Consider the following 19,643-nt stretch of genomic DNA (forward strand, 5'->3'; position numbering starts at 1 on the left):
TCCCTTAAAGCACAAATGCAATGCGGTAATAGATGCTGACGTGGTCAGGCACGAGCCAGTCCGGATATTTCACAGGCGTGCCAACGGTAAACTGGCTGGAGTAATAACGGTTGGCGCTCGATAGACCCACCGCTACGCCCCACAAAGTGCCGGATGCCCACGGATCTTTGCCATCTTTTTGCAGCCAGCCGCCATCCATTGCGACAACGCTGCCGATTTGGCCGATAAACGGCAGAGTGAATAACGTGTAATTGAGTTCGTTGCGTAAATAGCCGCCGTTGTCACCGGAAAGATACTGTTGTTTAAAGCCACGTACCGAGCTTTCACCGCCGATAGTCAGCCTTTCGCTACCGTAGAGTCGGTCTGGCGACCACTGCCCATAAATACTGGTCAGCCACCACAAACTATTAGTCACCGGGAGCTGGAAGCTGCCGTTGATATTCCATTTTTTGAATTCGGCCTTCGGCACATCGCCGTGTTTGTCGTTATCGTCTTCCGCACCTAGCCAGGGCATGCCATGACTGAAGGTCGGGTTAAGCGTGGCAACACCACCGAGGATTTTTTGCGTGTGATTCAGGCCAAATAGCAGGCTGGTAAGCTTGCGACTGCTGCTATTGAGTTTTGCGTCGTTGAGGTAGTTATTGCTGATTTGGTGGCTGATGCCGAGCGAAGCCCCGGTTTTAATATCGCCGTTACGGAACAATACGTGGGAGAAATTTAGCCGTTGGGTCACACTGTCGCCAGTTGAAGCCCAGTTAAAACCGTTGTTATTGATGGTGCTGAGGTAATTGCTCCAGCTGTAGCTGTAATCAAACAGGCTATAGCCGTAGGGTACGCTCACCTTCGCCTGGAAATTTTGCGCGTCATATGAAGACGAAAAGTCGCTACTGCGCCCGCCACTGACTAGCCATTTGTCGGCCAGGCCCAGCAGGTTGTTGCCTGTGAGCGAACCGCTGAACTGCCCTGTACCGGTAGCTTTCTGGCCACTGTTATCAAAATTCAGTGAAATGCTAAGGGGAAATTCCGGCGTAGCGGTAAGGTTAACTATTGAATATCCTGGCTTTTCGCTGGGCAGAATTTCAATCTGCACCGGTTGGCTACGCACACGGTTGATTTGCTCCATGCCCTGCTCGATGTCGCGCAAGTTTAAAATGCCGCCCTCAAGCCCTGGAAACGCCATTTCAAGCTGGCGAGACGATACGCCTTCAAGATGAATTTTTTCTAGTCGCCCTTCGAGCACCGCAATATGCAATGTACCGAGAGATAAATCCTGTTCGGTAATAAATGCTCGACTCGTTATATAGCCACGCTGAATATACCAATCAGAAATATCATTAATTAATTTTTTGATTTCACCCATACCAATACATTGATTAACGTAGTCTAATTCGAACTCTCTTCTCTTTTTGTCCGAAATAAGCACCGCACCATCAATATTCACATGATGAATATTAAAGCATGGACCGGCGGAGCCCGGTGATTGGGGTTGCGAGTCAATAACAGGCGTCAGAGCGCGCTGTAATTCATCGCGTTGACGTTGATTATTAAGTAATAAATCCTGCTGATCTTGATTAATGATATTACGATCGGCGGGACTTAATGGGGCAGACAAAACTGGAAAGATTGTCGATGACAGAATAAATGCCAGCACTGAAGCCAGATATAATTTGAAAACAGACACAGATTCCATTCCATGGATAAATGTATCGGTAAGTTGTTATTTACATACCGATACATTTTATAATGAAAATTTATACTGTGTGAATAGCACCATATACATTGATAACATTCAAGACGGGAATTTCACTTTTGGAACCCACCAAGTATTAATATTTTAGCCGTACTCAATAAACACTTCATCGACCATCGCACTTCCTAAACGCATTGCGGAACAAATACGTGGCATACCGAGTGAAACGCCCTGATGTGTTTGGGTAGTGGCAAAACTCACGGGCTGATGTTCACTGTCACAATCATCACCAAGCCATGCCATGGCTTCTTTGCTTTCCATCATTCCTGCGGTTGAAGGAAACTTCAGCCACTCGTAGTAGTAATGGCGCGTGCGGGCTGAAGCATTTACATCGTGGGCGAGTTGGCTGATTGCCAGCGCGCGAGCTTGCTCAATTAGCTCTGTGCCCTGCGATAAACGGCCAAAGCGCAGCGCATCACCAAACGCGCCCCAGTACAGTTCCTGCAACGCGACATAACAACGACCAGCGGGAGAAAAGGTAAAATAATGCCCAGCCTGCCAACGTGCAAAAACTTGCTCGCAATGTACGGAGCCCAGGTGAGCGAGGTCGGTGCCCTGCAATTGTGTTTCCAGTTTGCCGACACGCTGCGCCAGTTGCTGCTGAACTTGAACGAGCTGCATGCGGGCTTCTGAAGCGTCACTGGTCACCCTTGCCGAAGTTAACGCCATAGCAGAGATGCTTTCATACACTTTCTCAATAGCATGGTGTTTTTTCGCCACCCGCTGGCAAAGGTGCCCAAGCATCGCCAGCATAACTTCTGGTTTTTCGAGCAGAACCTCATCCACTGCCCATTTCTGCAACTGACTCTGGCCGATAAACTCCCCGGTCAGCCTCTGGTAATACGCTTTGCTTTGCTGGGAGCGCCATGGCTCACGAGAGATACCGCTATTTCTGGCAAAATCAACGACAAACTTCTCTGCAATACACTCCAAAGCGCGAGTTTGAGTACCTGGTAATACACTGCTCATTGCTGTTCTACCGTAAAAAGCGTCTGAATATCATCCCGCAACAGGCGGGAGTCCTCATGGATGTAACGCGTGATTCTTACGCACTGCTGTAACTGTTGGCGCAAAGCGGCCACCGCGTCTTCATTTTGCTGACGCACATTCAGGCTTTGTTGCAGGTTCAGACGTATCGCTTCCAGTGCGTGGGAAAAATCGGCAAAGAACGCCGCCATTCCCTCAGTCACAGACATTTCAATTTGCGTGGCCATATTCTGATTAAGCTGCAGCAGAAAATCGCTGACGTGCTGACACAGTTTGTGTTGTACATCGGCTAAAGAAATGACGTAACGGCTTTGCATCACGGTATATCCTTCCCAGCCCCAATCCTCGCTATTAAGCCAGCGCGCAACCGTTCCGCGCATCCCGGCCTGGCGTCGCAGTTGGGAGACAGGAATATCCTGCTCTTCAATAAGTTCATTAAATGCCTGATTAGCATTGAAGTTTAACAAGCCGACGTGAAATACCGGCAGACTAATATTGGTTCGAAATCCTGCTTGCGCTAACCCTTGTGCAACGCGAGCCTCTATCGGTTTTAGGGTGTTACGCAGCGTATCTGCCAGCTCAACTTCCAGATAACTAAAAAGATGAGTTAACTCTTCAGTCATCTTTTCCTGCGCGGCGGTCAGGATGATTTCGCAAGAAGCGCGGATCCTGTGCAGCGCAATTTGTGCCGATTCTTCATCGTCAAAACTGAGCGTTTCATAGCGCGCATCAAAGTCATAACCGCGCTGAGTCCCAAACGACAAAGCCTGCCGTGTGAGCTTTTCAGGCACTTTTCCATGCTGAAAATAGTCCTGAATATGGTCATTAATCTGCTGTTCGTAACGGCGAATAAAATCACTCATTGCTTCAACAGCCAGCTTCATATTGCTCTGCGCAACGACGTTTGCGGCTTTCTGGCTGGAAGCGGCAAGACTCATGTCATCTTCAAGGGCTGCGATATTCTGCTGCAACTGCTGGCTGGCAATACGCAGTCCCTGGCAGCGGAAATTAAGGTAATCCTCCGCGCCCTGAGTGTAATTCAGCAATTTCTGGCAGGCAGAACGCAGTGCGTACATTGAAGCATTGGCATGTGCAGCATGAAGTACCGTCTGGATGGGTTCAGCAAACTGCGAGTCTTCCCACAGCAACTCAGCTGCCTTGCGCAGCGCACCAACATCGGCCAAATCCTCACTTTGCCAGCGACGCCCCAAAGCAATATCGGCAAAATCCTGCACCCAACGTTGTTCATTCGGGTCAGGTAATTTGCCGTGCAATGCCAATTCATGGCGGGCACGGTTAGCCAGATATCCCCACATCGATGACACAGGGAAGACATGGTGAGGCTCAATCGTTCCTTTCATCAACGTGCCAGAAATTAACGCTTTAACCTGTTCTGCATCGTCACCATTTCTGTCTTTTTGGTCGAACTTATTCACCAGCGCATAGAGCGGGACAGATGATGCGGTGCCCAATATCGCTTTACGTACATCTTCGTCAGAAACGGATTTTAATTGGGTGTAATCCAATACCGCCAACACAGCAGACGCCTGCGACAGCTGCTCCTGAAGCATTTTTTGCAGATGCGGCTGCCCGGCTTCGTTTGGCCCAGGAGTATCGAGTAATGTCAGTTGCCCGTAGGCTTCATCCATTCCTGCTAAATGGACAAACTCCACTTCAATAACAGGAACATGTTCAATGGCGGCATAGGCCTTAAATGGAAAAGCCACATCCAATGCTTTCGATAAACGCACTAAATCATTAAGGCTTTTCAGGCAATGGAAAATAGGTTGGGCACCAAGATAATGCTTAGCGAAAGATTCCCCCTGGGAAATGCGGGTTAATAATCCCGCCATATCCCGATCAATTTCCAGATGCTTTGACAGCGTTTCGCGATCGGTTTGTTGCAAACGAATTTGCAACGTATTCATAAGCTGTTCGATGGGTTGAACATAGGGAAAATGCAGCACGGGCTCACGCTGGCCAGGGGTATGGCGAATGAGTGTCGGTAATGCTGTCATAGGCCGATTACGGTTAGGTAAGACCTCAGTCCCAATAATGGCATTAATGGTGGTTGATTTTCCCGCTTTTACTGTTCCGACAATCGCCAATACCATTTCATGCTGAGTTATTTTGCGTAACTCATTTTGCAGCATAGCCTGCTGCGCCAGGATGCTTCGTGGGCTAAATTTTGCAGGGACAGCCCCTCCAGTTTGGAACTGCCCAAAATAATTAACGTCATGCTGTGTAGTAAAAGAAACTGTTTTTAGTGTATTCAGATTTTGCAGGGCAAGTTGTAATAACCGCTCGGCTTCCTGACTTAACTCAAATATTGCTTGTGTGTGCATAAAAAATCCTTACTTAAATAAAATTCTCCGGATTTTTAAAAACCTTTATACTCATCATTCGTTAAGTTTTTGATGCGTTGGCTGCTCGCCTTCGCCCCACTCACATAGTTAACTACGTTCCTGGGACGCACGTGCTTGCCGCTTTACCATAACTCGAATTATTTTGGGTATATATTTTGTGTGTCTACTCAGTACCGGAAATTATAATTACGCGCGGAAATCATTTATTCGACAATATTATAATCAGGCTTATTTTTTCATAGAGTGAGTTTCTGGCTAAATAACCAGAAAGAGAGACCATAGCGTATTTTTATAAACTTATTCTGTATTTTCGTCGCGAATTTAGCAATTGATTAACGTTTAAAAATAGCATTTTCTTATTACGATATTCTGGCTGGTGCAAGGCATAGCGGCAATCCTCCCCACAAAAGTAGGGTTTTAATGTATAATCACGCCACTTTTGGCGGGAAACCGCTATTTTTAAAGCTTATTTTTGAGGATATGACGATGACACTCCCTCATTGCCCTAAATGCAATTCCGAGTACACCTACGAAGACAACGGTATGTTTATCTGCCCGGAATGTGCGCATGAATGGAATGATGCCGAACCTGCAGCAGACAACGATCAACTGGTAGTTAAAGATGCCAACGGCAACCTGTTAGTTGACGGTGATAACGTCACTGTAATTAAAGATCTGAAGGTCAAAGGCAGCTCTTCAATGTTGAAGATTGGTACTAAAGTAAAAGGTATCCGTCTGGTTGAAGGCGACCATAACATCGATTGCAAGATTGATGGTTTCGGCCAAATGAAGCTGAAATCTGAGTTCGTTAAGAAGAACTAAGTAAGTTTTCCTCTCCCCCGGGAGAGGAGAAAAACCACCCTCCCCCGCCTGGCTTGCCCAACTTCCCCCAACTAAACTTCTTGTGCACTCCGCATTATGAGGAATTAGCCATGTCTGTAAGCCCCTACATCTTTTTTGACGGCACCTGTGAAGAAGCGATTGAGTTCTACAAACAAGCCATCGGTGCTGAGCTGTTGTTTAAAATGACTTTTGGTGAAATGCCAAAAGACGAGAATCAGTCGGCTGAAGGATGCAGCAGCGGTTTTAACTGGCCGGACGATAAAATCATGCATGCCAATGTGCGCATTGGCGATGGTGAAGTGATGATGAGCGACGGCAATATGGCCGCCGATAAAGTAAAACACGCGGGCTACTCGCTGAGTTTATCCAGCAAAGATGTCAGTGAGGGAAAACGTTGGTTCGACAACCTTTCCGCAGGTGGTGAGGTCACCATGCCATGGAGCGAAACATTCTGGGCAAAAGGCTTCGGTATGCTTACCGATAAATACGGTATTCCATGGATGGTGAATGTCGAAAAACCGATGTAACCAGTTCGACCTGATGCCAAACGTAGGTCGGATAAGCGCAGCGTCATCCGACAAATCTGACGAAAATGGTGGATGACGCTTGCGCTTATCCACCTACGCAACCCATTCTCAATCTTTTTACCGCGCAATCGCCCAGTTAATGGGGATAGCACCTTCCCCGCGCAGATAATCCTGCAAAGGCTGCGGGCTATATGAACCACTCAGCCATTCCCCATTGATTGCCGACTGCTGAAGTAACGTTGCACCACCACTAAGACGCTCAATCACCGACTGGTGAACCATCATAGATGAAGTGATCGGTGGCGGAAGTTGCCGGGGCATAATGCGCAGATAGCGCGTGGGTGGATACCAGTCACAATGCAGCGGCCCAAGGGGGTCGGCCACCACTTCGCTGGGTGCCAGATTAACGCCCAAATCGTCGAGTGCATCGTGCATCCAAAGGTATGCACCATTCGACAAGCTGCGGTCCTCGTCCGTGCCAATATAGCCCCCACCGACATCATGATGAATACCGGGAAACATCACCTGCAAAATACGATCGCGGTTATCCCACAGCACCGGTGCTAAATCGAGGCGTTGCTCGTCAATGGCAATGGCCTGAAGGCCGTATTTAACCCGTGAGTGCAGCTCAGTATTGTTAAAACGAAAAACGTTATACCGCTTATCATTGAAATACTTGGGAATGCCCATCTGCCCAACGGTTTCCCACACCGCTACCGCTTCGATGGACGCCGGTCGAGTTATGCAGGTTGGGTCTACGCTGTCACAAAAAAATCCCGGCAGCTCACGCACCACACCGCCCAAAAGGCTGGGGCTCATATCCGGAGCATGAGCAAGATATTGCGCCCATACGGATGAAGCAAAACGCCACGCTTCATCTTTATTGCGAGCATTTAAATTCAGCTTTTCACGATTTAATAAACCACGGTCGATAATCATCTGCGCCAGCACTCGCGCGGTATAAGCACCCTGGCTAAATCCCACCAGATAGATACGATCGCCCGCCTGCCAGTGTCGACTAATAAAGGTATACCCGCGAATGATCGGTACGATCAACTCGGCGCCAAAAGCACCTCCGAGGCGTTTCACCAGACCATTATGCGGATCGCCCTTACCATAAATGTACTTGGCAACTTGTACGATCCCGCCGCTGCTATTGGTCAGGATCTTTTCTTGCTCATTGGCTAACAACAAACTTTGCTTATCAACCGTGCCTTTTAAATCAACAAACAATTGATAAACGTTACTCGCTGCGGCTTCGTCATCCGCTTGATTTTCTACACCGGGAGCGGTCCATGTGCCATCGGCACAAAAAATAATGTTTTTGCTCATCGCTGCTTTCCCAACGACCGACGGGTATCTGTAAGCAAAGACAAAAACGAAGCGTGAAACAATACGACAAATAGTTGATTAGCCTGATGACTTCCAGGCTCCCGCTCACTCTTCATCATATCGAAACTTATCTTTAACAAAATCGTCACATTCTATCGGCACCATGAGGCAACTTTTTAAGGAGCCTGAATGATGCAAACAATTATTCGCGTCAACAAATTGAGCAAAACCTTCAACCAGCATCAGGCATTAAATGCTGTTGATTTGGAAGTAAATGAAGGTGAGATGGTCGCTCTGCTGGGGCCGTCAGGTTCAGGCAAATCCACCCTCTTACGCCATCTGAGCGGTCTGATTACTTCTGATAAATCAGCTCATTGTCACGTTGAATTGCTAGGCCGCACCGTCCAAAAAGCGGGCCGTCTGGCAAGTGATATTCGTAAGAGTCGTGCTCACACCGGCTACATTTTCCAGCAGTTCAACCTGGTGAACCGCCTGACAGTACTGGAAAACGTACTGATTGGCGCACTGGGTTCCACGCCGTTCTGGCGCACCTGTTTTAACTGGTTTACCCGCGAACAAAAGCAACGTGCGTTGCAGGCGCTGACCCGCGTCGGCATGACGCAATTTGCGTATCAACGTGTATCCACCCTGTCCGGTGGGCAGCAACAGCGCGTGGCGATTGCCCGTGCGCTGATGCAGCAAGCAAAAGTGATTCTGGCCGATGAACCCATTGCCTCACTCGACCCGGAATCAGCACGCATTGTTATGGAAACGCTACACGACATTAACCGCCTGGATGGCATCACCGTAGTGGTGACGCTGCATCAGGTGGACTACGCCCTGCGCTACTGCGAACGCATCGTCGCTCTGCGTCAGGGTCATGTGTTTTACGACGGAAGCAGCTCTGAGTTCGACAACGAACGTCTGGGCAATCTTTACCGCAGCATGAATCGCGTTGATGCGGTTGCTGCTTAACAACTTTGTTATCTCTTTCAAGGAACAGTCAGCCATGAGCTACAAAAAAGTTGCCGCCCTCGCCTTTACCAGCCTGCTAAGCGTCAGCACTCTGTTCAGCACCGCCCATGCGGATGAACAAGAAAAGTCCCTGAACTTCGGCATCATCTCGACTGAATCACAACAAAACCTGAAACCGCAGTGGGACCCGTTCCTGAAGGATATGGAGAAGAAACTGGGCATGAAAGTGAATGCTTTCTTCGCTCCGGACTACGCAGGGATTATCCAGGGGATGCGCTTTAACAAAGTTGATATCGCCTGGTACGGCAACCTTTCGGCCATGGAAGCAGTTGACCGCGCTAACGGTCAGGTATTTGCTCAGACGGTAGCAGTAGATGGCAGCCCGGGTTACTGGAGCGTGCTTATCGTTAACAAAGACAGCCCAATCAACAACCTGCAAGACATGCTGGCAAAACGCAAAGAGCTGACTTTCGGCAACGGTGACCCGAACTCTACTTCTGGTTACCTCGTCCCGGGATACTACGTTTTCGCCAAGAACAACGCATCGGTGAGTGAGTTTAAACGCTCTGTGAATGCCAGCCATGAAACCAACGCCCTGGCCGTTGCCAACAAGCAAGTCGACGTGGCAACCAACAACACCGAAAACCTCGAAAAACTGAAAACGTCCGCACCTGAAAAACTTAAAGAACTGAAAGTCATCTGGAAATCGCCACTGATTCCAGGTGACCCAATCGCATGGCGTAAAAACCTGTCTGAAACCACAAAAGACAAGATCTACGACTTCTTTATGACTTACGGCAAAACACCGGAAGAGAAAGAGGTCCTGACTCGTCTCGGTTGGGCTCCGTTCCGTCCATCCAGCGACCTGCAACTGGTGCCGATTCGCCAGCTGGCACTGTTTAAACAAATGCAGGGAGTGAAGGACAACAAAGGCATGGATGACAAAGATAAAACAATCAAAGTCAGCGAGTTGCAGAACCAACTTAGCGATCTGGATCGTTTGACTGCGGCACTGTCTGCCATGAGCAACGTGAATAAAGCAGTTCAGTAAATTCACGATTATTCCAGGCCTTTGTAGGGCGGTTAAGCGCAGCGTCACCGGACAATTTGGCGGATGACGCTACCGCTTATCCACCCTACGAAAAGCACAATCCGTAACGGAGCACCCCATGCAACAAACCATTCAAGTCGCCGCACCAAAACGTAGCTGGTTCTCGCTACTCGCCTGGGCGATTTTGTTAGCGGTACTCGTTGCCTCCTGGCAAGGCGCGGAAATGGCCCCGCTCACCTTGATTAAAGATTCCGGCAACATGGCCACCTTTGCAGCCGACTTCTTCCCGCCTGATTTCAGCCAGTGGCGCGACTATCTGGGCGAAATGTCTATCACTTTGCAAATCGCCGTCTGGGGCACCGCCCTTGCCATCGTACTTTCCATTCCTTGTGGCCTGATGTGTGCCGACAACCTGGTGCCATGGTGGGTTTACCAGCCGATGCGCCGCCTGATGGACGCCTGCCGCGCCATCAACGAAATGGTCTTCGCGATGTTGTTCGTGGTCGCAGTCGGTCTGGGTCCCTTCGCCGGTGTGCTGGCGCTGTTTATCCACACAACTGGCGTACTTTCCAAACTGCTTTCTGAAGCGGTTGAAGCTATTGAACCCGGCCCGGTGGAAGGCATTCGTGCAACCGGCGCAAACAAGCTTGAAGAAATTCTCTACGGCGTGCTGCCACAAGTGATGCCACTGCTTATCTCCTACTCGCTCTACCGCTTTGAATCGAACGTCCGTTCAGCAACGGTGGTTGGCATGGTAGGTGCAGGCGGGATTGGCGTAACGCTTTGGGAAGCGATTCGTGGATTCCAGTTCCAGCAAACCTGCGCGCTGATGGTCATCATCATCGTCACAGTCAGTCTGCTGGACTTTATGTCGCAACGGTTACGTAAGCATTTCATTTAACGAGGCTTTGTTGAAAATGCACTTATCCAGACATCCGACCAGTTACCCGACGCGTTACCAGGAAATCGCCGCCCTGCTTGAAGTGGAGCTGCGCAAAAACTACCGCAGTGGAGACTATCTGCCAGCCGAAAGCCAACTGGCTGCACGCTATGAAGTGAATCGCCACACGCTGCGCCGCGCCATTGATCAACTTGTGGAGAAAGGCTGGGTGCAACGCCGCCAGGGAATTGGTGTGCTGGTGCTGATGCGCCCATTCGACTACCCGCTAAATGCACAAGCACGCTTTAGTCAGAACCTGCTCGACCAGGGAAGCCACCCCACCAGCGAGCGCTTACTCGCGGTACTGCGTCCGGCCTCCAATAGTGTGGCAGACGCGCTCGGCGTCACCGAAGGCGAGAACATCATTCACCTGCGCACACTGCGCCGCGTTAACGGAATCGCGGTGTGCCTGATAGACCATTACTTTGCGGAACTTGCGTGGTGGCCCACCCTGCAACAGTTCACCAGCGGTTCGCTGCACGACGTGATTCAGACCCAACTCGGTATCAACCTCACACGCACCCAAACACGCATCAGCGCACGCCGCGCACAGTCCAAAGAAAGTCGCCTGCTGGAGATCCCGAATATGTCTCCGCTGCTGTGCGTGCGCACCCTCAACCACCATGAAGGTGACGCCTCGCCTGCGGAATACTCCGTCAGCCTGACGCGTGCCGACATGATTGAATTCACCATGGAGCACTAAATGGACGCACCGCATTTTGACACCGCACAGCGCCAGCAGTGGATGGCCGTGCTCGCCCACAGCCTGCCTCAAGAACTGGCAGCACTTTGGGCAGAACAAAAACTCAATCCCGACTATCAGGTAATACGCCAGCCAGAAACCGGCCTGGTGCAAATTCAGGCGCGAATGGGTGCCACCGGGCAACGTTTTTTTGCCGGTGACACCACGCTGACCCGTGCGGTCGTACAACTTGCCAACGGGACTTACGGTTACAGCTACATATCAGGGCGCGATAAAGCCCACGCCGAACGCTGTGCCGTAATCGACGCGCTGATGCAGGAACAAGTTCAGTTCAGGACATTGCAGGAAACCTTAATTGCCCCACTGGCGGCCAACCGCGAACAACGCCTGGCCGCCCGTCGCACCCAAATTAACAGCAGCCGAGTCGACTTCTTCACTCTGGTTCGCGGAGATAACGCATGACCCTGATGACCGCTTTTAACCTGCCCGTGCAGGATGCCCAACAGAGCTTCCGCCGCCTGCTCAAAGCGATGAGCGAGCCGGGCGTTATTGTGGCTCTGCATTCGCTGCAACATGGCTGGAAACCGCTGAATATTGCCTCCACCAGCGTACTGCTGACCCTTGCCGATAACGACACACCTGTGTGGATCAGTGACGCTCTGAGCAACGACGTGACTTTGCAAAACGTCCGTTTCCATACCAACGCCCCGGTTTCCCCAACACCTGAGCAAGCGCAGTTTGCCGTTGCCGACAGCGCAATTTCAGCCGGGCAGCTTAACGCGCTGGCACAGGGAACAGACGTGGCACCCGACACCAGCGCCACGCTGATATTGCAAGTGCCGAGCCTGAGTGGCGGCCGCATGTTGCGCTTAACGGGAGCCGGGATTCGCGAAGAACGCATGATTGCTCCACAACTGCCTGATTGTGTCATTCATGAACTCACCGAGCGCCCGCACCCGTTCCCATTGGGTATCGACTTGATTCTGACCTGTGGCGAGCGCCTGCTGGCGATCCCTCGCACCACTCATGTGGAGGTGTGCTGATGTACGTCGCCGTCAAAGGGGGCGAGAAGGCGATAGCCGCCGCCCATCAACTTCAGGAACACAACCGCCGTGGCGACCAAAATCTCGCGGAACTGGGTGTAGCACAAATCGAGCAGCAGCTAGGCCTGGCCGTTGATCGCGTCATGACCGAAGGCGGCATCGCCGACCGCGAACTGGCGGCACTCGCCATCAAGCAGGCCAGCGGCGACATGGTTGAAGCCATTTTCCTGCTGCGTGCTTACCGCACCACGCTGCCACGCCTGGCGGTGAGCGAGCCGCTAAACACCGCCGATATGCGTATCGAGCGCCGTATTTCTGCGGTTTATAAAGACGTGCCGGGCGGCCAGTTACTTGGCCCGACTTACGATTACACCCACCGCCTGCTGGATTTCACTTTGCTGGCGAATGGCGAAACGCCAACGCTTAAAACCGCTGACGAGCACAGCGAACCCGCGCCGCACGTTTTCAGCCTGCTGGCAAAACAGGGGCTGGCAAAAGCGGAAGAAGATAACGGCGAAAAGCCCGATGACATCACCCGCCAGCCGCCGGTTTACCCATGTTCCCGCTCTTCGCGCCTGCAACAACTGGTGCGCGGCGACGAAGGCTATTTGCTGGCTCTCGCCTATTCCACGCAACGCGGTTACGGGCGCAACCACCCGTTCGCTGGGGAAATTCGCAGTGGCTATATCGATCTGGAAATCATCCCGGAAGAGTTGGGATTTGCGGTGAACATCGGCGAACTGCTGCTGACCGAGTGCGAAATGGTCAACGGCTTTGTGGCACCTGCTGATGAAGACCCACACTTCACACGTGGCTACGGGCTGGTGTTTGGCATGAGCGAGCGCAAAGCGATGGCAATGGCGCTGGTTGACCGCGCCCTGCAAGCACCGGACTACGACGAAACAGTAGCAGGCCCGGCCCAGGACGAAGAGTTTGTATTGGCCCACGCCGATAACGTCGAAGCCGCCGGGTTTGTCTCGCACCTGAAACTGCCGCACTACGTCGATTTCCAGGCCGAACTGGAACTGCTTAAACGTCTGCAAAAGGAACGTCATCGTGACTAAGGCACTCTCCGGCTACAACTTTGCTTATCTGGATGAACAAACCAAACGCACCCTGCGTCGCGCGATCCTGAAAGCGGTAGCAATCCCAGGTTATCAGGTGCCGTTTGGTGGGCGTGAAATGCCGATGCCATATGGCTGGGGCACAGGCGGTATCCAGATCACCGCCAGCGTGATTGGCGAAAACGACATGCTGAAGGTGATTGATCAGGGCGCAGACGACACCACCAACGCGGTGTCGATTCGCAACTTCTTCAAGCGCGTGACGAACGTGGCGACCACTGAATCCACCGCCGATGCCACGCTTATTCAGACCCGCCATCGCATTCCGGAAATACCGCTGACGGAAGATCAGATCCTGATTTATCAGGTGCCGATTCCTGAGCCGCTGCGCTTTATCGAACCGCGCGAAACCGAAACCCGCACCATGCACGCGCTGGAAGAGTACGGCGTAATGCAGGTGAAATTGTATGAAGACATCGCCCGTTTCGGCCATATCGCCACCACTTACGCCTACCCGGTGAAGGTGAATGAGCGCTACGTAATGGACCCGTCGCCAATCCCGAAATTCGACAACCCGAAAATGGACATGATGCCTGCGCTGCAACTGTTCGGTGCCGGGCGTGAAAAACGTATCTACGCGGTGCCGCCGTTTACCCGCGTGGAAAGCCTCGATTTTGAAGACCATCCGTTTACCGTCCAGGAGTGGGAAGAGCCTTGCGCAATTTGCGGCTCGCACCACAGTTACCTCGACGAAGTGGTGCTCGACGATGCCGGCAGCCGCATGTTCGTCTGCTCCGATACCGATTTCTGCCGCCAGAACAGCGAGGCCGCATCCAAATGACTCAACCGTTACTTTCCGTCAATAACCTGACGCACCTTTATGCTCCCGGCAAAGGCTTCAGCGATGTGTCATTCGAGCTTTATCCTGGGGAAGTGCTGGGTATTGTCGGCGAATCTGGCTCTGGCAAAACCACGCTCCTGAAATCCATTTCTGCCCGCCTCGCCCCGCAAAACGGCGAAGTGGTTTATCTCGACTCGTCGCTGTATGGCATGAGCGAAGGCGAGCGCCGCCGCCTGCTGCGCACCGAATGGGGCGTGGTGCATCAACATGCGATGGATGGCCTGCGCCGCCACGTTTCTGCTGGTGGCAACATCGGCGAACGTTTGATGGCAACCGGTGCACGGCACTATGGTGACATCCGCGCCACTGCCGAGCGCTGGTTAGAAGAGGTGGAAATTCCGGCCTCGCGCATCGATGACCTGCCGACCACTTTTTCCGGCGGTATGCAGCAGCGCCTGCAAATCGCCCGCAACCTGGTGACGCACCCGAAGCTGGTGTTTATGGATGAGCCGACGGGCGGGCTGGATGTTTCGGTGCAGGCACGCTTGCTCGATTTACTGCGCGGCCTGGTGCGCGAACTGAATCTTGCGGTGGTGATTGTCACCCACGATTTGGGCGTGGCGCGCCTGCTGGCAGACCGCCTGCTGGTGATGAAACAAGGCCAGGTAGTGGAAAGCGGCCTGACCGACCGCGTGCTGGATGACCCGCATCATCCGTATACCCAGTTGCTGGTGTCATCGGTGTTGCAGAACTGACTTTCGTCATCGTCGGATGGCGCTATCGCTTATCCGACCTACGAACCACGAATTACGAACGACGCACCTGTAGGTCGGATAAGGCGTAAGCCGCCATCCGACGCCATGGCATACGTATTAAGGAATCAATATGTCCCTCTTACGGGTTGAAAACTTAAGCAAAACCTTTGTGTTACACCATCAACACGGCATCCGTTTGCCGGTACTGGCCAATGCCTCGCTGGAAGTCGAATCCGGGGAATGTGTGGTGCTGCACGGCCATTCCGGCAGTGGGAAATCCACTTTGCTGCGCTCGCTCTACGCCAACTATTTGCCGGATGAAGGGCATATCTGGGTCAGGCACAACGACGAATGGCTGGACATCGTGCAGGCTCCCGCGCGTGACGTGCTGGCGGTGCGCCGCCAGACCATCGGCTGGGTAAGCCAGTTTTTGCGCGTTATCCCGCGTATTTCAGCACTTGAAGTGGTGATGCAACCGCTGCTGGATTTAGGCGTGTCGCGTGAGGTCTGTGAAGACAAAGCGTCAATGTTACTGACTCGCCTGAACGTCCCGGAACGCCTGTGGAACCTGGCTCCGTCGACGTTTTCCGGTGGCGAACAGCAGCGCGTAAATATCGCCCGTGGCTTTATCGTCGATTACCCGATTCTGCTGCTCGATGAGCCAACGGCATCGCTGGATGCGAAAAACAGCGCTGCCGTTGTCGCGCTAATTCAGGAAGCGAAAGCGCGAGGCGCGGCGGTCGTCGGTATCTTCCATGACGAAGCGGTACGCAATCAGGTTGCAGACAGACTGCATTCTATGGCAACCATCGAGGCTAAAAATGATCATTAATAACGTCAAACTGGTGCTGGAAAATGAAGTGGTTAATGGCTCACTGGAAGTGGCCGACGGTGTGATTCGCAACTTTGCCGACAGCCAAAGCCAGTTGCCACAGGCGCACGATGGCGCAGGCGGCTGGTTGATGCCGGGACTTATTGAGTTGCATACCGACAACCTCGACAAATTTTTTACCCCGCGCCCGAAAGTGGACTGGCCTGCCCATTCCGCAATGAGCAGCCATGACGCATTAATGGTCGCGAGCGGTATTACTACGGTGCTGGATGCGGTAGCGCTGGGCGATGTGCGCGATGGCGGTGACCGCCTGGAAAACCTCGAGAAGATGATCAATGCGGTAATGGACAGCCAGGCGCGCGGTGTTAACCGCGCCGAGCATCGCCTGCATCTGCGTTGCGAACTGCCACATCACACCACGCTGCCACTATTCCAGCAGTTGATCGAACGCAGCGGCGTGTCGCTGGTGTCATTAATGGATCACTCACCGGGCCAGCGCCAGTTCTCCAACCTGGTGAAGTATCGTGAATATTACCAGGGAAAATATTCGCTCAGTGATGCGCAGATGAACAGCTACGAGGCGGAGCAACTTGCGCTGGCTGAGCGTTGGTCACAGCCCAATCGCCTGGCGATTGCCGCTGAATGCCGCGCACGCAATATCGCCCTCGCCAGCCACGACGACGCAACCAGCGCCCACGTGGTGGAATCCCACGATCTGGGTAGCGTAATCGCTGAATTCCCAACCACGCTTGAAGCCGCACAAGCCTCACGCCAGCATGGTTTAAGCGTGCTAATGGGCGCGCCGAATATCGTGCGCGGCGGCTCGCATTCCGGCAATGTGGCGGCACATGAGCTCGCACAAGCTGGCCTGCTGGATATTCTCTCATCCGACTATTACCCGGCAAGTTTGCTGGATGCCGCGTTCCGCGTGGCGCACGACGAATCGAACAGTTTTACCCTGCCACAAGCGGTGGCACTGGTCACACGCAACCCAGCTAAAGCATTGAATCTCGATGACCGAGGCGTGCTCGCAGAAGGCAAACGTGCCGATATGGTGCTGGCGCATCTTCACGGCGACCATGTCCATGTCGGCCACGTCTGGCGTCAGGGAATACGGGTGTTCTGATGAGCAAAATAGTCTGGTTGATGGGGCCGTCAGGTTCCGGGAAAGACAGCCTGCTGACGGCGCTCCGTCAGCAGGAGAATAATCAACTACTGGTGGCGCACCGTTACATCACCCGCGCCGCCGACGCCGGGTGTGAAAACCATATCGCTTTGAGTGAAAAGGAGTTCGCTCAGCGTCAGAAACAGGGGCTATTCGCCCTGTGCTGGCAGGCTCATCGCCAGAGTTATGGTGTAGGCATTGAGCTGGATATCTGGCTCGATTCGGGGCTCGACGTGGTGGTGAACGGCTCGCGTCAGCATCTGGCACAGGCGCAGGCGCGTTACGCCGAAGCGCTGGTGCCGATTTGTCTGCACGTTTCAACGGACGTTTTGCGTAAGCGCCTGGAAGCTCGCGGGCGCGAAACCGCGCAGCAGATTGAACAACGCCTGCAACGTGCAGCTTTGTATGCCCCGGATTTGGACAATTGCATGATACTCAATAACGACGGTAGTCTGGATGAGTCTGTTTCGTCGTTTATACATTTGATCTACTGAGCTGCTTTAATGCCGGATGACGCTACGCTTATCCGACCTGTGTCTCGGGTTTTGTAGGGTGGATAAGCGACAGCGTCATCCACCAAATTCACAAGGAAACGCGCCATGTTGGAATTTCGCCCCGCCACGCTTGCCGATACCGATGCCGTCTACGCTCTGATTTGCGAATTAAAGCAGGCGGAATTTAATCGCCAGGCGTTTAACGTTGGATTTGCGGCAAACCTTCAGGACAACAACTTATGCTATCAACTCGCCGAACTAAACGGCGAGGTGGTGGGCATGATTGGTTTGCATATGCAGTTTCATCTGCACCATGTGAATTGGGTAGGTGAAATTCAGGAACTGGTGGTCATGCCGCAAGCGCGTGGTTTTGGTGTGGGCAGCAAGTTGCTGGGCTGGGCCGAAGAGTACGCCCGGCTCGCTGGCGCTGAATTAACCGAGCTTTCCACCAGCACCAAACGATATGACGCCCACCGTTTTTATGAGCGTGAGGGTTATCAGCAGACCCATTTTCGTTTCACCAAACCGATGGAGACAAACAGTGACTCTGACGCTAACCCTTAGCGGAACCGGCGGCGCACAACTTGTTCCGGCGTTCGGCTGTTTTTGTGCTGCCTGCGAGCGTGCGCGTAGTCATCCGCAACACCGCCGTAAACCCTGTAGCGCGGTGGTGAAGTTTAACGATGCGGTGACGCTACTGGATGCGGGTATTCCCGACTTAATGGATCATTGGCAGCCTGGGGAATTCCAACAATTTTTGCTGACCCATTACCATATGGACCACGTGCAGGGATTGTTCCCATTGCGCTGGGGCGTAGGCGAAAAAATCCCAGTGTACGGCCCCGCTGATGAACAAGGCTGTGATGATTTATTTAAGCACCCAGGGATTCTCGATTTTAGCCACACTCTTGAGCCATTCGTCTGGTTTACTCTGCAAGCGCTGCGCGTAACTCCCCTGCCGCTCAACCATTCAAAACTAACGCTCGGTTATTTGTTTGAAACGCCGCACAGCCGCGTGGCGTGGTTAAGCGATACCGCGGGCCTGCCAGAGAAAACGCTGAAGTTTCTAGCGAACAATAAGCCTGATGTCATCGTGATTGATTGTAGCCATGAACCGCGCGCCGATACGCCCAAAAACCATTGCGATTTAAATACCGTTATTGAGCTTAATAAACAGATTGGCTGCCCGCGCGTTGTCCTCACCCATATCAGCCACCAGTTCGATTGTTGGTTGATGGAGAATGCGTTACCCGCAGGATTTGAGGCTGGATTTGATGGGATGGTTATTCGGGTGGATTAGCCGATTTAATCTTGCTGATCACTAACAGTCGATGCTGATGAATTTCAGGATCGGTTCCCCAGGCGTACGGTGACCATTTGCTGACGAACTCAGTTTCACTCGTAATGCGTTGTAATTCGTTATCTTCTTTTGTGCCATCCCAAATCATGACTTCGTATTCAGGATCGGCAATGGCTTCGGAAATGCGGTATTCCCAAAAACGACGACCATCAGCGGTTTGCTCATTATCAGAAACAACAATCTCATACATTTCCAATAACCAGGCAAAGATCAGTTTTGCTAATCCGTTTAACGCAGCCTGGTGCTCAGCAATAAACGTGCGCCATACCATGACCTGCGTACAGTGCTGTTTGCCTGGCACCACAAATTTCCCGGTAACAATTTTTACCGCGTAGGCGGTGATATCGTCTTTTAGCAGGCGGTATTGTTTACCGTCTGGCGACATCACCAGACGGTATCCCGCCGGAGGAATGTAGCCGGGTAAGCTAAAAGGTTTAACCCCTTTGGCGAGGAACGCCCGGGTGTGTTCCCGGTTACGATCCGGGGCGTTGAGCTTTCTGTTGAAATCCGCGTCGCTTATCAATCTCGGTGCCATCAGCTGTGAAATCCTTATCCCAAGTATGCTTGTTTCTCCCTTTAAAGCCAGCTTAAAAAAACCACATTTCCCCCGATATT

Annotated in this window: 21 protein-coding genes; 16 read left to right on the forward strand and 5 right to left on the reverse strand. The window is 52.3% G+C overall.

All coding sequences use genetic code 11. The features are described from left to right. Positions 1-4: 4 nt before the first annotated feature. The 3 genes from IX31_RS00030 to IX31_RS00040 all read right to left on the reverse strand — a co-directional run bounded on the left by IX31_RS00030 (position 5) and on the right by IX31_RS00040 (position 5,082). Positions 5-1,690, reverse strand: a complete 1,686-nt coding sequence (locus tag IX31_RS00030; RefSeq protein WP_034455018.1) for a ShlB/FhaC/HecB family hemolysin secretion/activation protein — start codon at positions 1,688-1,690, stop codon at positions 5-7. A 144-nt stretch (positions 1,691-1,834) separates the two neighbouring features. Further along, positions 1,835-2,719: a diguanylate cyclase regulator RdcB family protein gene (locus tag IX31_RS00035; protein WP_034455019.1), complete on the reverse strand. Its 885-nt coding sequence runs from the start codon at positions 2,717-2,719 to the stop codon at positions 1,835-1,837. Further along, a complete protein-coding gene (locus IX31_RS00040) occupies positions 2,716-5,082 on the reverse strand; it encodes a dynamin family protein (protein ID WP_034455020.1) in 2,367 nt (788 codons plus the stop codon). Before IX31_RS00040 ends, IX31_RS00035 begins: the two co-directional genes overlap by 4 nt. 507 nt (positions 5,083-5,589) lie before the next feature. Between IX31_RS00040 and IX31_RS00045 the strand changes: the two genes are divergently transcribed. Together IX31_RS00045 and yjdN are read left to right on the forward strand one after the other, a co-directional pair. Further along, a complete protein-coding gene (locus tag IX31_RS00045) occupies positions 5,590-5,925 on the forward strand; it encodes a zinc ribbon domain-containing protein YjdM (protein WP_034457014.1) in 336 nt (111 codons plus the stop codon). Positions 5,926-6,035: 110 nt separating this feature from the next. Continuing rightward, entirely contained in the window at positions 6,036-6,473 is a 438-nt protein-coding gene (yjdN, locus tag IX31_RS00050) for a VOC family metalloprotein YjdN (RefSeq protein WP_034455021.1), read from the forward strand. Between the two features lie 117 nt (positions 6,474-6,590). On the opposite strand, the gene IX31_RS00055 is transcribed toward yjdN, so the two are convergent. Continuing rightward, positions 6,591-7,805 carry a phospholipase effector Tle1 domain-containing protein gene (locus IX31_RS00055; RefSeq protein WP_051880444.1) on the reverse strand — a complete coding sequence of 405 codons (1,215 nt, stop codon included), beginning with the start codon at positions 7,803-7,805 and terminating at the stop codon, positions 6,591-6,593. A 192-nt stretch (positions 7,806-7,997) separates the two neighbouring features. Here IX31_RS00055 and phnC point away from each other — a divergent pair, with 192 nt between their 5' ends. The 14 genes from phnC to phnP all read left to right on the forward strand — a co-directional run bounded on the left by phnC (position 7,998) and on the right by phnP (position 18,968). Further along, a complete protein-coding gene (gene phnC, locus IX31_RS00060; RefSeq protein WP_034457016.1) occupies positions 7,998-8,780 on the forward strand; it encodes a phosphonate ABC transporter ATP-binding protein in 783 nt (260 codons plus the stop codon). Between the two features lie 34 nt (positions 8,781-8,814). Further along, positions 8,815-9,831, forward strand: a complete 1,017-nt coding sequence (phnD, locus tag IX31_RS00065) for a phosphonate ABC transporter substrate-binding protein (RefSeq protein ID WP_034455022.1) — start codon at positions 8,815-8,817, stop codon at positions 9,829-9,831. A 118-nt stretch (positions 9,832-9,949) separates the two neighbouring features. After that, positions 9,950-10,732: a phosphonate ABC transporter, permease protein PhnE gene (gene phnE, locus IX31_RS00070; RefSeq protein ID WP_034455023.1), complete on the forward strand. Its 783-nt coding sequence runs from the start codon at positions 9,950-9,952 to the stop codon at positions 10,730-10,732. Positions 10,733-10,748: 16 nt separating this feature from the next. Further along, entirely contained in the window at positions 10,749-11,474 is a 726-nt protein-coding gene (gene phnF / locus IX31_RS00075) for a phosphonate metabolism transcriptional regulator PhnF (RefSeq protein WP_034455024.1), read from the forward strand. Next, on the forward strand, positions 11,475-11,936 hold the full coding sequence (gene phnG, locus IX31_RS00080) for a phosphonate C-P lyase system protein PhnG (protein WP_034455025.1): 462 nt from the start codon (positions 11,475-11,477) through the stop codon (positions 11,934-11,936). Continuing rightward, positions 11,933-12,517: a phosphonate C-P lyase system protein PhnH gene (gene phnH / locus IX31_RS00085; protein ID WP_034455026.1), complete on the forward strand. Its 585-nt coding sequence runs from the start codon at positions 11,933-11,935 to the stop codon at positions 12,515-12,517. Before phnG ends, phnH begins: the two co-directional genes overlap by 4 nt. Further along, a complete protein-coding gene (locus tag IX31_RS00090; protein WP_034455027.1) occupies positions 12,517-13,581 on the forward strand; it encodes a carbon-phosphorus lyase complex subunit in 1,065 nt (354 codons plus the stop codon). The genes phnH and IX31_RS00090 overlap by 1 nt, the downstream gene beginning before the upstream one ends. Beyond that, positions 13,574-14,422, forward strand: a complete 849-nt coding sequence (locus IX31_RS00095; protein ID WP_034455028.1) for an alpha-D-ribose 1-methylphosphonate 5-phosphate C-P-lyase PhnJ — start codon at positions 13,574-13,576, stop codon at positions 14,420-14,422. The genes IX31_RS00090 and IX31_RS00095 overlap by 8 nt, the downstream gene beginning before the upstream one ends. Further along, positions 14,419-15,177, forward strand: a complete 759-nt coding sequence (gene phnK, locus IX31_RS00100) for a phosphonate C-P lyase system protein PhnK (protein ID WP_034455029.1) — start codon at positions 14,419-14,421, stop codon at positions 15,175-15,177. The genes IX31_RS00095 and phnK overlap by 4 nt, the downstream gene beginning before the upstream one ends. Before the next feature lie 130 nt (positions 15,178-15,307). Beyond that, positions 15,308-16,009: a phosphonate C-P lyase system protein PhnL gene (phnL, locus tag IX31_RS00105; protein WP_034455030.1), complete on the forward strand. Its 702-nt coding sequence runs from the start codon at positions 15,308-15,310 to the stop codon at positions 16,007-16,009. After that, positions 15,999-17,135, forward strand: a complete 1,137-nt coding sequence (phnM, locus tag IX31_RS00110; RefSeq protein ID WP_034455031.1) for an alpha-D-ribose 1-methylphosphonate 5-triphosphate diphosphatase — start codon at positions 15,999-16,001, stop codon at positions 17,133-17,135. Before phnL ends, phnM begins: the two co-directional genes overlap by 11 nt. Next, positions 17,135-17,668: a ribose 1,5-bisphosphokinase gene (phnN, locus tag IX31_RS00115; protein ID WP_034455032.1), complete on the forward strand. Its 534-nt coding sequence runs from the start codon at positions 17,135-17,137 to the stop codon at positions 17,666-17,668. The genes phnM and phnN overlap by 1 nt, the downstream gene beginning before the upstream one ends. Before the next feature lie 105 nt (positions 17,669-17,773). After that, complete coding sequence (gene phnO, locus IX31_RS00120; RefSeq protein WP_034455033.1) at positions 17,774-18,232, forward strand: aminoalkylphosphonate N-acetyltransferase; 459 nt, start codon at positions 17,774-17,776, stop codon at positions 18,230-18,232. Further along, on the forward strand, positions 18,210-18,968 hold the full coding sequence (phnP, locus tag IX31_RS00125) for a phosphonate metabolism protein PhnP (protein ID WP_034455034.1): 759 nt from the start codon (positions 18,210-18,212) through the stop codon (positions 18,966-18,968). The genes phnO and phnP overlap by 23 nt, the downstream gene beginning before the upstream one ends. Here phnP and IX31_RS00130 read toward each other — a convergent pair. Beyond that, positions 18,952-19,563: a hypothetical protein gene (locus tag IX31_RS00130; RefSeq protein WP_034455035.1), complete on the reverse strand. Its 612-nt coding sequence runs from the start codon at positions 19,561-19,563 to the stop codon at positions 18,952-18,954. The two genes, phnP and IX31_RS00130, sit on opposite strands and share 17 nt — an antisense overlap. Positions 19,564-19,643 lie beyond the last annotated feature (80 nt).

Source organism: Buttiauxella noackiae, assembly GCF_000737905.1.
GTDB lineage: Bacteria > Pseudomonadota > Gammaproteobacteria > Enterobacterales > Enterobacteriaceae > Buttiauxella > Buttiauxella noackiae.

What these genes read in the sequence shown, in the direction of transcription:
- phnM (WP_034455031.1), top strand. Translation starts at nt 15,999, where the DNA reads ATGATCATTAATAACGTCAAACTGGTGCTGGAAAATGAAGTGGTTAAT.
- phnN (WP_034455032.1), top strand. Translation starts at nt 17,135, where the DNA reads ATGAGCAAAATAGTCTGGTTGATGGGGCCGTCAGGTTCCGGGAAAGAC.
- phnK (WP_034455029.1), top strand. Translation starts at nt 14,419, where the DNA reads ATGACTCAACCGTTACTTTCCGTCAATAACCTGACGCACCTTTATGCT.
- IX31_RS00040 (WP_034455020.1), bottom strand. Translation starts at nt 5,082, where the DNA reads ATGCACACACAAGCAATATTTGAGTTAAGTCAGGAAGCCGAGCGGTTA.
- phnC (WP_034457016.1), top strand. Translation starts at nt 7,998, where the DNA reads ATGCAAACAATTATTCGCGTCAACAAATTGAGCAAAACCTTCAACCAG.
- IX31_RS00090 (WP_034455027.1), top strand. Translation starts at nt 12,517, where the DNA reads ATGTACGTCGCCGTCAAAGGGGGCGAGAAGGCGATAGCCGCCGCCCAT.
- phnE (WP_034455023.1), top strand. Translation starts at nt 9,950, where the DNA reads ATGCAACAAACCATTCAAGTCGCCGCACCAAAACGTAGCTGGTTCTCG.
- phnO (WP_034455033.1), top strand. Translation starts at nt 17,774, where the DNA reads ATGTTGGAATTTCGCCCCGCCACGCTTGCCGATACCGATGCCGTCTAC.
- phnD (WP_034455022.1), top strand. Translation starts at nt 8,815, where the DNA reads ATGAGCTACAAAAAAGTTGCCGCCCTCGCCTTTACCAGCCTGCTAAGC.
- IX31_RS00030 (WP_034455018.1), bottom strand. Translation starts at nt 1,690, where the DNA reads ATGGAATCTGTGTCTGTTTTCAAATTATATCTGGCTTCAGTGCTGGCA.
- phnG (WP_034455025.1), top strand. Translation starts at nt 11,475, where the DNA reads ATGGACGCACCGCATTTTGACACCGCACAGCGCCAGCAGTGGATGGCC.
- phnL (WP_034455030.1), top strand. Translation starts at nt 15,308, where the DNA reads ATGTCCCTCTTACGGGTTGAAAACTTAAGCAAAACCTTTGTGTTACAC.
- IX31_RS00055 (WP_051880444.1), bottom strand. Translation starts at nt 7,805, where the DNA reads ATGAGCAAAAACATTATTTTTTGTGCCGATGGCACATGGACCGCTCCC.
- phnH (WP_034455026.1), top strand. Translation starts at nt 11,933, where the DNA reads ATGACCCTGATGACCGCTTTTAACCTGCCCGTGCAGGATGCCCAACAG.
- phnF (WP_034455024.1), top strand. Translation starts at nt 10,749, where the DNA reads ATGCACTTATCCAGACATCCGACCAGTTACCCGACGCGTTACCAGGAA.
- IX31_RS00035 (WP_034455019.1), bottom strand. Translation starts at nt 2,719, where the DNA reads ATGAGCAGTGTATTACCAGGTACTCAAACTCGCGCTTTGGAGTGTATT.
- IX31_RS00130 (WP_034455035.1), bottom strand. Translation starts at nt 19,563, where the DNA reads ATGGCACCGAGATTGATAAGCGACGCGGATTTCAACAGAAAGCTCAAC.
- yjdN (WP_034455021.1), top strand. Translation starts at nt 6,036, where the DNA reads ATGTCTGTAAGCCCCTACATCTTTTTTGACGGCACCTGTGAAGAAGCG.
- IX31_RS00045 (WP_034457014.1), top strand. Translation starts at nt 5,590, where the DNA reads ATGACACTCCCTCATTGCCCTAAATGCAATTCCGAGTACACCTACGAA.